We start from the raw sequence: 16,253 nt of genomic DNA, 5'->3' as shown, positions 1-16,253 counted from the left end.
TATGGCCCATTTTGCAACGCAGTGTGGCCCAGCTTGTTTCGCGGTTCGGGCGCAGGTGGCTGCGAAGGGTCTTTTTATGGGTTTTCGGTCTCATTTCTTTTTGTCGGTCGGCAGATGGAAATAAACGTAAAACGATGGTGTCACCAACCCGGATTCTGATAGAGTTCGGGATAGTAATAGCTCTCTTTGATGGGCAAAGGGAACCAATAATGCTTCGTATCGAAGTCGCGGGTGAGAATCAATTCCTTGCGGTAATTGGCCACACGTGCGTCCTTTGGGTCGTGTGTCTTGTAGAAATCAGAGGCCTCAACACGGTCGAATTCCTGCGAATACTTCTCATTATAGGGAGCTTCCGTAAGGAGTAACCATCGCTGTAAGTCGTTGAATCGGAAGCCTTCAAAGGAGAGTTCGACGGCACGTTCACGGCGGACTTCGTCCATGAACCTGTTTTTGTTGGCCAAGTATGCGCTCCCTACATGGCCAGCCCCTACACGATCGCGCAGTGTATTGATGGCATCGGCGGCCGTCTTATTGAAATTAGAGGCCTTACCCGTGGCACCTCCCATGGCAGCACAGGCTTCTGCGTACATCAAATAGATGTCGGCGAGTCGCATATAAGGCAGATAACAGTGCAGATTTCCGCCCCAATCATAGGTTCTGTCAACCTCATTGCAAGTGTGGGGCACCAATTTCTGAATGAAATATCCTGTCCGGCTGGCGTTTGCCACAGGGCGCATGCTACCTCCGGTGAAGAGTTCGCAATACTGTAATCGGGCATATTGGCCGGGCGTTCCATTGAGATACTTGAAACCATCAAAGACAATGTCGTGGTAAAAGCGTGGATCTCGGTCCTTAAATGGGCGATTTGGGTCGAAACCCGAGGCGGGATCAGTGATCGGAAGGCCGTTAGCCATGCCATACATCTCTACAAGATTGGCCGTAGGTTGATGGATTACGTTGTCGTGGGCAACGACTTTATCGACCTTCGGCCCGAATACTTTGGACGTATTCCAGTTCGATCCGTTGTAATCTGCTGAAGGTCCGCGGAAAATGGCCTCGACTGAGCCGGGCATTTTCCAGTTCTGTTTGGTCGTATAGAAGATGTCTGAGAAGCAACTTGTGGCACCTGAGACCCTCTCATGGTTGTAAATGTCCTTATATTTGAACTGGGCCAGCGCGTAAGGTGCCTGCCCCGACTCCGTCAGGTTCAGCAATTCACCGAAGGCTTCGGCCGCTTTCGCAGCATAAGCTTGGTCATAGTCGTAGGTTTTCCCGTTCTTCGAGGCCCCCAATTGCGCCCCGTTCTTCATCAAAGGGCTTGCCGCCCACAAGTAAGTCTTACCCAAATAGCCAAGGGCCATGACCTTATTGATGCGCAAATCGTTCTTACCTTGCGTCGCAGCCCCTGCACTCGTGCGGTCCCAATTGACGGGAAGTAGGTCGGCAGCTCGGCGGAAATCGGCCGCAGCCTTGTCGGCACAAGCTTGGTAAGAAAGCCTCGGAAGGTTGAGATCTGCATTGGCATCCAAGTAAACGTCAACGTAAGGGAGGCCTCCGAAGTACTGCATGAGCTCCGTATGCCACCAAGCACGGAAGAAATAAAGCTGACCTGCGATCATATCTTTCTCTTCTTTGGAAGCCGCAACCAGCTTGTCGAGCTTCTTCAGGCCAAGGTTTGCCTTTCTAATACAGTACCATGCGTGTGGCCAAAGCGAGTGTTCAAACTTGTTGGTTGAGGTGGGATTGCTCCCAGTCTTATAGAGCCAGTTGCCCGTAGTCTCCCATGCACGGAAGTTACCAAGGTCAACTTGATGCGTCATTCGGCTGTCGGCCTCGGGATTAAAGACCTCATCATCGCCCCAATTCCACGACGGACACCAGTTACATTTCTCTTTATCGGGGATACAATTGTAGATTTCTTCCACGAAACCCTGGAAATTGCGAAAGTTGACAAAGGCATCGTCGGGCGAAACGGTTGAGTCGGGCTCCTTATCCAAGTAGTCTTCGCAAGAAACCAACGCCGTGTTGAGTGCAAACAAGGCGCATATCAACATCAAAATGGTTTTTATATTCGTTTTCATTTGTCTGTTTTGTTTAATACTACAATGAGAATTTAACGCCGACATTGAAGCGTCTGACGGTAGGATAGGCGCCGAGATAGCCTCCGCCCCCGAGGTTTGCCTCGCGATCGTCAGGCATTCGCGTCCAAAGCCAAAGGTTATTACCGTTCAAATAGAGCTTGAGATAGTTGATACCCAAGTGCTTTATCCAGCCATTGGTCCATGTATAAGCCACTTCAACGTTCTTCAAACGAACATAAGAGCCGTCATAAAGGAACTGCGTTCCATTGCTATAGCTCGATTGATTGGCTCCCCATCGCGGCACAATGACGTCGGCATCGGGCGAATCCTTGCTCCACCAAGTGCCAGTGTCATAGACATTGTTCAGCTTATTGCCGAAACTGGTCAGCGTAACGTCGCGGGTGACGTCGGTAACACCATAGAACTGTGCCATGGCCGACAGTCCTTTCCACTCAAAACCTATCGTTGCGTTGTAGGTGTTCATTGGGGAAGCACTGTAACCCACTGGCGCCGCGTCCTTATTGTCAATGATTCCGTCGCCGTTGAAGTCGGCAATGTAGTAGTCACCCACGAGTCTATGGTTGTCATTCGACTCATGTGCGGGCGAACCGATAAGGTCGTCGATGTTGTTAATGAAGCCTCTATCGAGGTAAGAGCGGTACTGTCCCATGGCAAACCCGGCGTCTTTCTGATAGGCCGGCCGCAAAATTGGGTCGTCTTTGAGCAGCACCTTGTTCTTAGCATGGGTCATATTGAAGTTTCCCCACAGGCGCAAGCCGTTCGTCCACTTCTTGTTGAGCCTTATCTCAAGCTCATAACCCGTCGTTCGCACCTTGCCCTTGTTGATGGTCGGAGCCGTGGTTCCGAAATAATCTGGCACGGAACGGCCGCTACCGAAAATGAGAATGTCGTTACGACGGTCGCAGAAGAAGTCTATGGAGCCTGCAATCAGACCGCCCAAGAAGCCATAATCCAAGCCAAAGTTGGTCTTTCGAACGGTCTCCCACCTCACTTTCTCGTTGCCAAGTGCGCTCTGTCGATACCAAGTATAGATGCTTTCGGTGTGGTCAAGGTCCATTGTTGTGTGCCCACCATAGCCCCATTGGCTCATATAAAGCCACCGTCGCGAAGAATCGAATGGATCTCCGATGTTATCGTCGCCGATTTCGCCGTACGAAGCACGCAACTTCAGCAAGTCAATGAGGCCTTTTTCGCGGAGCCGGTCCATGAACTTCTCTTCCGTAACCGTCCAACCGAGAGCCCCGGAGCTGAAGAATGCGAAGCGATTGTCCTTACCGAACTTCTCAGAACCGTTGTATGCGCCGTTATACTCGATGAAATAGCGACCCGCATAGTTGTAGGTGGCACGGAAAGCCCAGTCTTCTCGGTAGGTAGGCATCACGCTTCCGCGCGCATTCTCCTGACGCGAGAACAGTCCCATGGCCGAAATGTCATGCAATCTGAACCTTCTTGCCCAGTTTAATTGCAGCTGATAGTAGAGATTACGCACAGTTGCGTTGTTATCTACAGTGCCTCCTTCGGTCGACCAGTTGACTCCTTGCTGCCAATCAAACTTATTATTGCCTTCAAGTTCCTTGCCGATGGTTACCTTTCCGGTCTCCGGATCGATGTATTTTGTGGGAGACGTGTTGTAAAGGTCGTTGATGCCGCGACCTGTTTCCACGAAGATATTGTCCCAAGAAACCGTTCCTCGGGCATTCAGGCCCTTGGTTATGAAGTCCAATTTCTGCTCAAGTGTGAAGTCTGTATTGATGCGTGTCGTCGTCATTTGGCGTACACCGCCGATAGAAAGGCTTTGCGCGGAGTTCGAAACATTAGAGGCATTGGGATAAAAGCCCCAAGACCCATCGGCATACTTGGGCAGGAACACGTCTGGTGCAATGTTATAGGCACCCGCCCACTGCTGTCCTATCTGCCATTCACTGTTCACCGAGTTGCTCCATGGTGACTTCTTCACGCCATTGGAGCCCGAAATGTTGGCCCGAAGCGTTGTGGTATTCGTGATTTGAAAGTCAAGATTGCTGCGAACATTGATGCGGTTGTAACCGTAACCCGCCTTATAGTTGCGCCCGTTGTCGTATTCTCGGAACAAATCTCCCTCATGTACGAAGTCGGCTGACGCAAAATACTTCACAAACTTGGTGCCCCCACTGATGTTCACATTCGTATTGTAAGACATCGTGGACTTTTTGAACAGCGCGTCCTGCCAATCTACGTTCGCATAACGCTCACGTTGCTCCAAGGTTGATTGATTTCGGTAGTTATCGATAAAGGATTGCGGACGAACATACGACCATGACTCGGGAGAAACACCCAGTTCGTGCTCCACGGCCCGGTTGCGAAGCATCAAAGCATCGTATGAATCGTATTTGTTCGGTAGCTTCGAGGGGGCTTTCAACGTGGCATTGAAGCCCACATCTATCTTTGCTTTGCCCTCTGTGCCGCGCTTTGTCGTGATAAGAATAACGCCGTTGGCTCCCTTTACACCGTAAACGGCCGTCGCAGATGCATCTTTCAACACAGAGATATTGGCCACCGAAGCGATGTCGACACTGCTCATTGGGCGTTCGATGCCGTCAACCAGCACCAAAGGGTCGCTGCCGTTCCATGTGCTGGAGCCGCGAATGATGATCTGGGGCTCCTCTTCTCCGGGCATACCGTTGCCTTGTATGGTGACAACGCCGGGAAGATTGCCCGTCAAAGCGGCTCCGATGTCGCTCACACCTGCCGCACGTTCCAACACAGCCCCCGTTGTTTGGGTGATAGAACCCACGACACTGGCCTTCTTCTGCTGGCCGTAGCCTACGATAACGGTCTCTTGAAGGGTGTGATCGTCGTCTTTCAGGACGATTTTTGCCGCATGTCCATCGACAACGACAACCTCCTTGGTGACCATTCCCACGTAAGAAACAACGAGTGTGACCTTTTTAGCCGGCGTCTTCAGCTCAAAATTACCGTCAAAATCGGTGACAGCGGCAACAGAAGGCTTTCCTTTCATGACAACAGTGGCCCCGATCAACGGTTCACCTCCGGCGTCTGAGACCGTTCCGCGAATGGTGTTTTGCGCCAAAGCCGCCACAATCGACGCGAACAGCATGGCCACGATCAGCGAAAAGCGTTGAAAAAGTCTGTGTACTTGTCTCATTTTTTAATTATTAGGTTAGAATTAGATTTCACATTTGCAAAGATATTCAATACCTTTTTAACAGCATACATGGTATTGTAACATTCATTTTGCGCCATGTAACAAAATGAATGTTATGCAAGGGTTTAGGGTCACTACATTCTTATTTCGACGCGTTTGTCACCATACAGCAAATCGTAATTTCCTTCCTTGAAATGCACGGTATTTGTGTTTTCGTCAAAGAACTCAAACGACTTACGTGTCAATAAAAGCTCTGCTACGGCCTTATGTCCGGCTTTCACAAAGACACGACTGAAGCCGCGCAGTGATTTTATCGGCCCGTTCGGGTCCTGATGGTTCTTGATATACAGTAAAACGGTCTCTGTTCCGTCCTTACTGCCAACGTTTTCTACGGGAATACGCACCACGATGGAATCAGCCTTTTTGATGATTTCAGCCGTTCCCATATTGAACGTTGTATAGCTAAGGCCATGACCAAAAGCAAAGAGCGGGTCGGAGAAATAACGATAAGTGCGCCCTTTCATGCTGTAATTCTCGTAATCGGGCAGCTGATTACTGTTCTTATAGAAGGTGACGGGCAGTTTTCCCGAAGGATTATAATCGCCGAAGAGCACATCGGCAACGGCCGTTCCGCCCTCTTGCCCGGCATACCATGCCTGTACAATGGCGTCGCAGGCTGTGGTTTCCGGCTCCAGAGCAATAGCCGACCCCGAACAGTTCACATAGACAAGCTGCTTGCCTGCAGCGTGAAGGGCCTTGATGAAATCCCGCTGAACACGTGGAAGTTCGATGTCTGTTCGGTCTCCTCCCTTGAACCCCGGTATGTCCACAGGCATTTCTTCGCCTTCCAAAGCAGGTGAGATACCACCTACAAAGACCACTTTTTCAATGCCCTTCAATGCCCGAATGACTTCCTGGTAGTCAATAGGTCGCTCGGTTCCGATATTGATTCGAATGTTTGCACCCCATGTATTCACATAGGTAAAGCGCACTTCTATGCGATAGTCTTTGCCGGCCTCAAGCTGAATAGGTGTACGAGTCGGTGTTGTTCGCCATGTGTGTTGGTGCTGCATCTGCTTGCCATTGACCCATACTTCAAAGTCGCCACACCCTTCTACTTTCAAAACGGCCTCGCCATCACGCTTTGATCGCAGCACGGTTTCATATTTGGCCGAGAAGCCTTCTACTTTTACACCGGGCGCAAAGCTGTGCATACCGGCTGTCGTTGCAGCCACTTCACCATGATAATATTGTGTCGTAACAGGTTTCCCGGTCATCGTTGTATTGTTCCAAAAGATACCACGTAGCCCGCGTTTGCCGGCTATCATGCATGCATCAAACAACGGATCGACCACCATTGTGTCGGTAAGATCGCAGCCTTTGATGTATTTCACGTTCTTATGCTTGGCCCGTATACCGTCAAGGATGGTCACCGTACGGTTGGGGGTACCGTTGTAATTGCCCCACATCATCGGCACATTATCGGCATTCGGGCCGATCACAGCGATGCGTTCGTTGTTTTTCTTCAGTGGAAGCATGTTTTGCTTGTTCTGCAACAGCACGATAGATTGGCGTGCCATATCGAGCGAAAGTTGGCGGTGAGCCTTGCTATCCATTACAGAATAAGGGATTTTCGACCATGGAACAAGCGCCGGGTCGTCCATTTCGCCAAGGTCGAAACGCCCTTCAAGCAGACGAAGCACATGTTTGTCGACCTCCTTCTCGCTGATCAGGCCGCGCTGCACAGCTTCGGGAATACACTTATAGGTGTAGTTGAAACCGCATTCCACGTCGGTTCCGGCCAGTGCGGCCTTGGCTGTGGCATGAACAGCATCACTTGAGGTCTTGTGGTTCTGCCAAATGTCACTCACGGCACCGCAATCGCTCACTACCAAGTACTGAAAGCCCCACTCGTCGCGCAGAATTTGCTGCAGCAGTCGGCTGTTTCCGCAACAAGGTTCGTCATCGAGTGCCTGATAAGCACACATCACCTCGCGCACCTTGGCTTCCTCAACGAGCGTTTTGAATGCGGGAAGATAGGTTTCCCACAGATCACGCGGCGACACATTGTTCAGATTGGCCGTGTGACGCGTATATTCGGGCCCGCTGTGCACGGCATAATGCTTTGCACAAGCCCATAGTTTGCGATACTTACTGTCTTCAGGTCCTTGTAAACCACGCACAACCGCCGTTCCCATCACAGCCGTCAGATAGGGATCTTCACCGTAGGTTTCCTGTCCACGTCCCCATCGTGGGTCGCGAAAAATATTCACATTGGGTGTCCAAACCGACAGACTATGGAACTTTTCATCCTCGCCTCCGTTCCTTATTCGATGATGATACTGAGCCCGCATCTCATCACTTGCTGCGCTAAACACCTTATATAACAGTGCATCATTGAACGAAGCCGCCATCGCAATGGGCTCGGGAAACACGGTCACGTTGCCCATGTTGGCCGCACCATGCAAGGCTTCGCTCCACCAAAAGAATTTCTTGATGCCCAACCGCGGTATGGCCGGCGACTCATCAAGCATCAACAGGGCTTTTTCTTCAAGGGTTAAGCGACTCAACAAATCCTGTGCGCGTGTCAAGGCGCTAAGGTTTGGATTCTGATACGGATACGCCATGCCGGTTAGCGACGGCTGCGCCAATGCCGATGATGCCGTCATCACGGTCACGAACGACAAAAGAATGGTCTTGATTTTGTTCATGGTTGCTATGAAAATAATGATTGAATACGAAAAGTTGAATTTTCCTTCGTGTCGCCATCACCCTTTGTCGCACCTTGTTTGCATAATCGAACGAACGAAAGGGAAGGCAACTGCACCCTGATTTACCTCACCACCACTTTCTTCCCGCCTGCAATATAGATGCCGGGAGGAAGCCCCGCGGTGGCAATCTCGGTGGAAACGTGCGAACGCACACGTATTCCATAAAGGTTATAAACGTCGGTGAAGTCGGGATTTGCATTGACAATGGGGGTGATAGCCGTGGGCATATCGTCGGCATTATCGGTCAGATAGAGGTTGTTTACGTCTATTTCTCCTGCTCCGTTGCCCCATAAGCTCACGATATAAATAGGTGTGTGGCCAAGCACCTTGCCCTGTTTGGTCTTTTCCTTGGTCAGGTCTACAACGATAGTCGTCTTGTTTTCCAACGCAATCTCATAGCTGTCTCCCCAAATACTTTGTTGAGGGAACAGCATCAATTTGGCGCCGCAGGTCTGCGGTTTGTCGAGTTTCAACACCAGATAATGCTTCGAAAGCCCGATGCCGCCATCGAACTGCCACCCCATCTGCCCCCATTTGCCGGGCTGGAAGACTCGTTTGGTCTCGTCATACGTGCCATGATCGAAAATATCCGTCCTTATGGCCGAGGCTTCAAACGAGAACATCTGCACCCGAACGGTTATCTTTCGCGATAACGTCTCACCGGTTTCGGTCGTATAAACGGCCGTGATTTGTGCGGTTCCATCGCTTTTTGCATGGATTACCCCATCCGTTATCCCCACGACATCGGGTGCCGAAACGGTATATTGAATGGCTTTCGGCAATACTTCCACGCTTCTTCCGCCGGGGAAGAAAAGCGTAAGCGGTGCATGATAGGAATCGCCCGGCATGAGCAAGGTGTCTTTCAATACCCAGCATATACTGTCGATTCGGCGTTCGGCAGCACTGAACACATAGTCGTCGGGATAGGGTTTTGCGGTGGTGTTGTAGGCTTTATACCACCCCATGCAAGCCGCACCGCAGGCTTCTTTCAGTTCGCCAAAGGCTGCAGCCACACGTCCTTTGCCAACCAATTCATCAATATCGAGATAGCAACCCGTGCCCGAAAGCGTCATGGATATGTTGCCATAATGGTCGATCATTCGCTTATAAGCAACGCCCCATTTGCTTGTTGAGGCCGTAGCCCACGTGCCGTAATTGGCCTTCACCCATTTTCCATGCTCGTCATAATGGCCTTCTCCCGCCTTTTCGGGGCTCCAATCCACCTCTGTAATCATGACAGGTCGGGTCTCGACAACGGGCACAAGACCTTTAAACCGGCGTATACCTTCTTCGGCATTTGGCCGTTCGTCGCTCATACCATACCAGCCGGGATAGTCGTGAACGGCATAGCCAAAGTTGTCATCCGTGATGGGATGGCGGGCATAACCCACGTAATTGCCCTGCCAACTGCTGCCGGGAATCCAAAGAATACCCTTAAATCCGTTGCCGCGAATCTTGTCAACGATGGGTTGAAAGAAGTCGCGCAGCGCATGATCCGACGCATTTCCCGTCGCATCCTTAACGACTACGGGCTCATTGGCCAGCTCTAATGAAATCTGACCGGCATATTGCTGAACGACAGCTTCACGCGAAACGATGTCCCAAACCGTCGTTAGATATTGCTGATAAGCATCGCCTACACGGATTTCATGAGGGCAGACGCCCGGCGGACGCACCACGACATAGAGCCCATGCGCCATGGCTTTCTGTATCAAGGGGATATAAAGCGATTGCAAATAGCGCCGGAGTCGGTCGGCACTGAACTGCGAAATGTTCTCTTCGCCCTTTTTTCCGACAAGCGGTTTGGTCGGATCATTGGTCCAACAAGGGTCGAGATGCAGGCGGAACACATTGCAATAAGCGCCCTGGGAAGCATCGGTCAGGCCCCGAAAGAGCTTTTCAAAATAGTTCAGACAGGCCGGAACGCTGCTGTCATCAATATTCCAACCCCATCTTCCGCCATTGAAATAGGGATGAGGTGTATCCATCACGCCATGAAGCAACACTTTGTTGCCATGTCTGTCGACCATGTTTCGGCCCTCAACATGGAGTGAAGGCAGCGGTCGAGGCATTTGTGCAACCGATGGAAAAGCGGTGAAACCGATAAAAACCACCGCCATCAGAAATCTACGATGCGTCATAAACCATTGGTATTTCATCAAAGTTATCATTGAAAAGAAAGCCCGAAACGATACAAACCGGCTCCCTGACGGCGCTCATACGACTTGAATCGGATGCTGCGCCCCATGGATTTTGTGCGTTCTCGCATTCTGTTCCGTCAAGCATTTTCAGCGTCTGTGGTCACTTTCTTCCATGAAGAGATAGGAAGTCTGATAGCCTCCGTAGTCTACGATCACCTTTTCAAACACGATGGCTGGATCTGACGGCTCAAGCGTCAGCATGTGCCAATCGGCCTTTTTGACGGGAAGTGTCACGACATGTTCGATAACCCGACGGGCAACCGTGGGATAATAGATGCTGTAGATATTCTCCGGCTTCTCGTTCAGGCGGGCATTGAACCGCACGTTTTCGCCCATTTCATCGTCTAATTTCACGGTATACGTGAGGCTGCCTTTGTTCAGATAGTCCAAAGTAGACTTCACAACGACGTGTATCTTCATACTGTCGGTGGTGCAATCAGGCATCGAGAAACGATAAGAAAGCCGTGCACCGGCAACGCTTTCCGTGTAAGGCGTGAGCGTAATTCCACTGCAAGTGCGCCCCATAAAGGGAATGATTGTCCATTTGGCCCGTGCTGCATCGGTGGCAGTATGATAGTGTTCGGCCTCCATCGAAACGACACCTTGCCGGCCGACAAAGCTGAAACCACCGGCCGAAGTGTCGCTGATGCGGTAGAGTTTCGGCTGCATGTCGTGGGCGAAATCATCGTTCCAACTCGTGTAACCGATATGTTTCTGCGTCATCATTCCGTTCCATTTGCCGCCCGAAATATCCCGATTGTAAGCCCGGCAAAGCATGGAATCACGCTTGAAAGCAGCCTCACAACGGTCGGCCCAAAGGTTTGCGTCGGGGTCGTTACGTGCATAAAGCCGATGATTCATGGCTTGTGCATAGTACATGTTATAGAGGTTTCCCATCGCTTGCAGCGGAAACAAAATCAATTGTTGATAGGCATCTCGCTGCTCGGGACGCAAAGTGATGAACTGACGCAGGGCTTCCATCTCCAATTGTTCGTACTGACCGACGACCGTTTTCCACTCACCCGTGGCCAGATTATAAGTGTCTTTATCGAGCATTTCGGCCGTGATGCGCCCGTTATATTTGTTCAACAGGTTCAGAATGCGGGCCGCTTCAGGGGCCTGACTGTCGCCGAATTGCTCTGCACAAAAGCGCAAAGTGTGGTCGGTAATGGCCGAAATGGCAAATTCATTTGGGTTCCATGCCATGTCTATGAATAGTGAAATGGGATACTCCATAGGCTTCAAGTCGCCCACATTCAATATCCAAATGCGGTCCAATCCGTACTGATAAGCGAGCTGAAGTTGCTCAAACATGTGCTGTGTCGGGATCACATTGAGCCACTTGGTATTGCGGGGTGCACCCACATAATCAACGTGATAATAGAGTCCCCAGCCTCCTTTGTGCTTGCGTTCCCGTTCATTTGGCACCCTGCGCACGTTGCCCCAATTGTCGTCACACAGCATGATGGTGACGTCATCCGGCACGCGCATGCCCTTATCATAATACTCCAATACCTCTTTATATAAGGCCCACACCTGCGGTGTTTCACCGGCCGGACGCCCCGAAACCTCCCTGATGATGCGGCGTTGATTACTGACGATGCGTTCAAGAAGCCTTGTATCGGCCGCTGCACTCATCGCTTCGTCGCCGTCACCCCGCATGCCTATCGTCACGATATCCTCTTTTCCCTTGCGCCGGATGCCTTCGCGGAAAAACTGATCCAGCACGTTTTGATTCGTTTGGTAGTTCCATGCACCGTATTCTTTGCGTTTTCTAGCCCATTCCTGATGGTTGCGTGCCATCGGTTCATGGTGCGATGTACCGATGATAATACCCATTTCATCGGCCGTTTTGCTGTTTTCCGGGTCGTCGGCATAGAATGCCCAACCCCACATGGCAGGCCAAAGCATGTTGCCTTTCAACCGCAGCAGGAGCTCAAACACGCGTGCATAGAAGCGATGATCGCCATAGTCGGTGCCGTAAGTATGCTTCACCCACGAGGTCAGACAGGGCGCTTCGTCATTTAAAAAGAGGCCGCGATAGCGCACGGCAGGCTCTCCGTCCGTATAAATCCCGGCCGAAATATATATTTTATCATGCCTTTCTATGGGCACATCTGCCCAATCATACCACGGAGAAACACCCATTTGTTGCGACAATTCATAGATACCATAGATCGTTCCACGACGGCCGCTACCGGCTATGATCAGTTGTTTTCCGATGCGTTGCAGTATAAATTTCTCCCGTTTTCCACGCAATAAAGCCCCATTCAGTCGCTTTTCTTTGATGAGTTTATCGATGGCTTTGGAGTGTCCGATGGAGCCGATGACGATGCGGGCAGCCGCTGCTTCGGTGAAAACAACCTGTGCTCCACACACCTTTTTCAGGTCTTCTGCGAGGTTATGTGCCGCCAAAGAAATGCCTTTTTGATCGGTTTCATCGACAAAAATGCCCACTTTCCCGCCTTCGTTCAACAGGAAGTCACCATTTGAAAAGCTGACAAAGCGGTCGGCAGCAGCAAGCGGAAGGGCTGAAAAAAGAAGGCACAGGCAGCCAAGACAAGCCAGAAGTCCGGCCCGATGCTCCCGAAAAAGAGGGAGAACTGGCCTGAAATATTGTTGTTTAAGTTGCTTCATATGTTTTTATTTAATAGCCATTGCTGTTCAAAACGCCTCATGCTGCAGATTTTTCTGCAAATATTTGCGATGAAATCGGTTTTTTCCCTATTTAAATAACTTGCCTGCAAATGCTTTCAAGCACCTTCTCCATGTCAACCATTCGTGGCCGGTACCCTTGGAAACATAGCTGTCGACCTTTATTCCGGCCGCCCCCAAGTAGTCAATCAGTTTGGCCGTACCCATGTTTTCATCTGTTCCGTAGCCCAAGAAAAGGCAGTGCAGCTTGCTGTTCACCTCATTCGGCCGTGAAAAAATGCCATTATAGGTCTTGTTGACGTCCAATCCGAAGATGGCGCCGCTGAAACTGCCGGCATAAGCGAACTTGTCAAGGTTGGTGAAAACCACATCAAAGGTCTGATGTCCACCCCACGAAAGTCCTGCCATGGCTCGATGTTCGCGGTCGGATTGGGTGCGGAACGTGTTATCTATCATGGGAATGAGGTCGGAAAGCAGCACTTTATAGAACGATGCGCCGTAAGTACTGTGTTCCACATCCCTGCTTCCGCCGCGGAAAGGCGCTTTCAGGTCGCCACTTTCCATGACAACAATCATCGGAACGGCTTCTCCTTTTGCGATCATGTTGTCCATGATGTTTTGCATCAGCCCTTGACGACTCCAACCTGTCTCATCTTCACCCATTCCATGCTGCAGATAAAGAACAGGATAACGCTTTTTGCCTTTTTCATAGTCGGCCGGCGTGTAAACCATCGCCCTTCGCCACGCTTGAGTGGACGTAGCAAAATATTGCACCGACCGAACTTGCCCCTTGGCAACGCCTTGTTGCGGACGATAATAGTCGCCTTCACGGCCTTCGGGAACCTCTATTCCACTCGACTGGCGGCAACATCCGAAGAAAGTTTCACTTGCCGGATCGGTCACTTGCACGCCATCTACCCAGAAGAAATAGTAATGGAAGCCCACGACAAGCGGTTCGGTAACCCCTGTCCAGACGCCCTTTTCATCGCGTTGCAGGTCATATTTCTTACCGCAGATGTCCACTTTCACGCTTTTTGCCGATGGGGCATTCAGCCGAAAATAGCCACGTCGCGCCGTATCCAGCTTCGGAAAGTCGTTTCCCGGCACGGCCGTAGCAGCCACAACGGCATCTTTCGGGATGTCGACAGCCTTATATATCGGATAACCCAAGAGCGAAAGCATCTTCGAAGCATAGCGTCTGCCCAGTTCCCGATAGCCTTCGGCACCGAAATGCAAGTCATCGGGGCCGCTGGTGCAGCCTTCGGAAGAGATGACATGGGCCGTATGAATGGTCTGGGGCAGCGCATCAATGATGGGATTCATGGAAATACACTTGCCCCGACCATCGGCTCTGACCACTTCTCCGGCCAACAATGGCACGTCTTCCGCCTTGAGTTGCAGGTCGGCAATGAGCTGATGATAGACGAAAGCCACCTTTCCGGGCCACGTTTTATCGCCTGTGTTCGACTCTCCCTGATGCAAAAGAATCCCTTTAATGACGCCAACTTGCTGTGCTTTACGTGCAAGTTCGACCAATCTGTCGTATGGATTGTCGCCATAAGCCTTGAGCATGCCCTTCATCCATTGCGGTGCACGGGTTCGAACATAGTTGGCAACGGAGTCGCGCATGAATGTTTCGATATGACATCCGCCGATTGCTACGTTGATAACGCCTATTCGGATATTTTTTGGCAGATGTTCCACCATCGTCCGGCCGAAATAGTCTATCGGAGTCAGTCCCGTGTTTTCCCGACAAAGCGGTGGAACGGCCGTATACCACTGACCCATTTTCCTACCCAACCGATTGTTGTCCACTGCCGCCATCATTTGAAAGCGACTGTCGATGCCCACAAGGTCTTGCGGCTCGATTTTTGCCGCGCCTTCCATGTTGGATTGTCCGAAACAAAGGAAGATGTAGAAGTCGGGATCGGCTGCCGCACGTGCGGTCAAAGCCGTGATTGACAACAAAACGCAAACCAACATGCGCCGTAAAGAGAATGCTTTTCTTTTCATATTAGGATGATTATTAAACCTTCATTTTGCAAAAATAGATTTTATTTTCCAATCTGTCAAGCCCTGATGTAGCACATTCTTTTTTGTTTGTAACATCATCGGGGGAAAGAGAATGAACGAAAGTTGCGTGCAGGATGCGCCCGATGATGCAAGAAGAAAGCGAGCCTGCTGCCACAAAACAAACCATACGACCGATTTGGATTTGTCAGAAAGAAAACTTATCTTTGTCATATTACTAAACCGTCATGCTTATGAAACGACACAAAACTGCCATTTTCGCCCTTTTCATCGGTCTTTTTTCCATTCTATTGTGGGTGGCTTGCAAGGCTGACACGCAAGAAACCCAGCAAAAGAGCTTGTTGGACAGCTTGGAACGCGTGGACACCACGCACATGAAGCCAGCTTTTCTGAAACTCATTCATCAGGCTGTAGGCTTCTTTCCCAAGCAAAAAGCATTCATATTGAGTTGTTCTTACTTGTATGAAGACCGGGGAACGCCGACAAACGGCGTGAGCATTAACAACGATGTGTTCTATTTTCACCCCGCTTATCGCGAGGCTTTCGAGGGTGGAGAATGGTCGATTGATGACATATATCCTAATCATTACTTCCTGATTGATGGCAAAATCGTCTTCGTTTGCTTGCGTATGGACGCCTGCAATCAACAAGAATACTACAAGAAAGTCTATCAACTGCTTGTTCCCAACACTGGTGTTCTCGAAGAGAAAAACGTGGTTCGCATCATGGTTGAGCATAAACGAGACCAAGCCCGCTTTGCTTTCGACCTCTTCAAGCTCAATATCAAGCCGTTACGTGAGCTTATTCGCCCCGTAAAATTCGTTGCGCCGGAGCCATAAACAGCCAAGGAACACGCGAAACCCATTGTTTCTGTTGACAGTAGACAAGTAAACAAGTGGACAAGTTGATTGTTATTCGGTATGTAGGGACGTACGGTTCGTACGTCCGCTCAAACGGAGTGAGTGGACAAATGGGCGAATAAACGGGTTAACAAGTGGATAGTAATCGGGCTATAAACAGGCCGTGTTGAACGGACGCACGAGCTGTGCGTCCCTACATGCGCATAAATAATTAATTTGTCCACCCGTTTACGCGTCAACTGTCAACTGAAACACGAACGGACGCACGAACCGTGCGTCCCTACATGCGTATAAACAGATTATGATGCCAGCTTCGTTGATAATCAATGACTTATGTCTTGCGTTTCAATATCAGCCACTTTACCGTGCAATATGGGCCATTTTACCGCACAATATGGCTGATATTACACGATGAAATGGCTGATATTGAAAAGCAGAATGGGAGCCCCTGAAATGCAAGATGGAAACATGGGAGCGGAGAAAAGCAT

The 16,253-nt window shown here is 50.4% G+C and carries 7 protein-coding genes; 1 reads left to right on the top strand and 6 read right to left on the bottom strand.

Translation table 11 applies throughout. The features are described from left to right. Positions 1 to 140: 140 nt before the first annotated feature. From HMPREF9944_RS02980 to HMPREF9944_RS02955, 6 genes are all read right to left on the bottom strand, one after another. A complete protein-coding gene (locus HMPREF9944_RS02980) occupies positions 141 to 2,081 on the bottom strand; it encodes a RagB/SusD family nutrient uptake outer membrane protein (RefSeq protein ID WP_044113274.1) in 1,941 nt (646 codons plus the stop codon). Positions 2,082 to 2,100: 19 nt separating this feature from the next. Then, positions 2,101 to 5,247 (bottom strand): SusC/RagA family TonB-linked outer membrane protein, encoded by a 3,147-nt coding sequence (locus HMPREF9944_RS02975; protein ID WP_008564363.1) that lies wholly within the window; start codon positions 5,245 to 5,247, stop codon positions 2,101 to 2,103. A 134-nt stretch (positions 5,248 to 5,381) separates the two neighbouring features. Further along, complete coding sequence (gene xyl3A / locus HMPREF9944_RS02970) at positions 5,382 to 7,958, bottom strand: xylan 1,4-beta-xylosidase (protein WP_008564362.1); 2,577 nt, start codon at positions 7,956 to 7,958, stop codon at positions 5,382 to 5,384. A gap of 122 nt (positions 7,959 to 8,080) precedes the next feature. Continuing rightward, complete coding sequence (locus HMPREF9944_RS02965) at positions 8,081 to 10,159, bottom strand: cellulase family glycosylhydrolase (protein ID WP_008564361.1); 2,079 nt, start codon at positions 10,157 to 10,159, stop codon at positions 8,081 to 8,083. Positions 10,160 to 10,306: 147 nt separating this feature from the next. After that, positions 10,307 to 12,856 (bottom strand): glycosyl hydrolase 115 family protein, encoded by a 2,550-nt coding sequence (locus HMPREF9944_RS02960; protein ID WP_008564360.1) that lies wholly within the window; start codon positions 12,854 to 12,856, stop codon positions 10,307 to 10,309. 87 nt (positions 12,857 to 12,943) lie between these two features. Further along, entirely contained in the window at positions 12,944 to 14,887 is a 1,944-nt protein-coding gene (locus HMPREF9944_RS02955; RefSeq protein WP_008564359.1) for a sialate O-acetylesterase, read from the bottom strand. A gap of 251 nt (positions 14,888 to 15,138) precedes the next feature. Between HMPREF9944_RS02955 and HMPREF9944_RS02945 the strand changes: the two genes are divergently transcribed. Beyond that, complete coding sequence (locus HMPREF9944_RS02945) at positions 15,139 to 15,744, top strand: hypothetical protein (protein WP_008564358.1); 606 nt, start codon at positions 15,139 to 15,141, stop codon at positions 15,742 to 15,744. Positions 15,745 to 16,253: the final 509 nt, after the last annotated feature.

It is taken from the genome of Segatella maculosa OT 289, assembly GCF_000243015.1.
Lineage (GTDB): Bacteria > Bacteroidota > Bacteroidia > Bacteroidales > Bacteroidaceae > Prevotella > Prevotella maculosa.
This window is presented reverse-complemented; position numbering and strand designations above follow the sequence as displayed.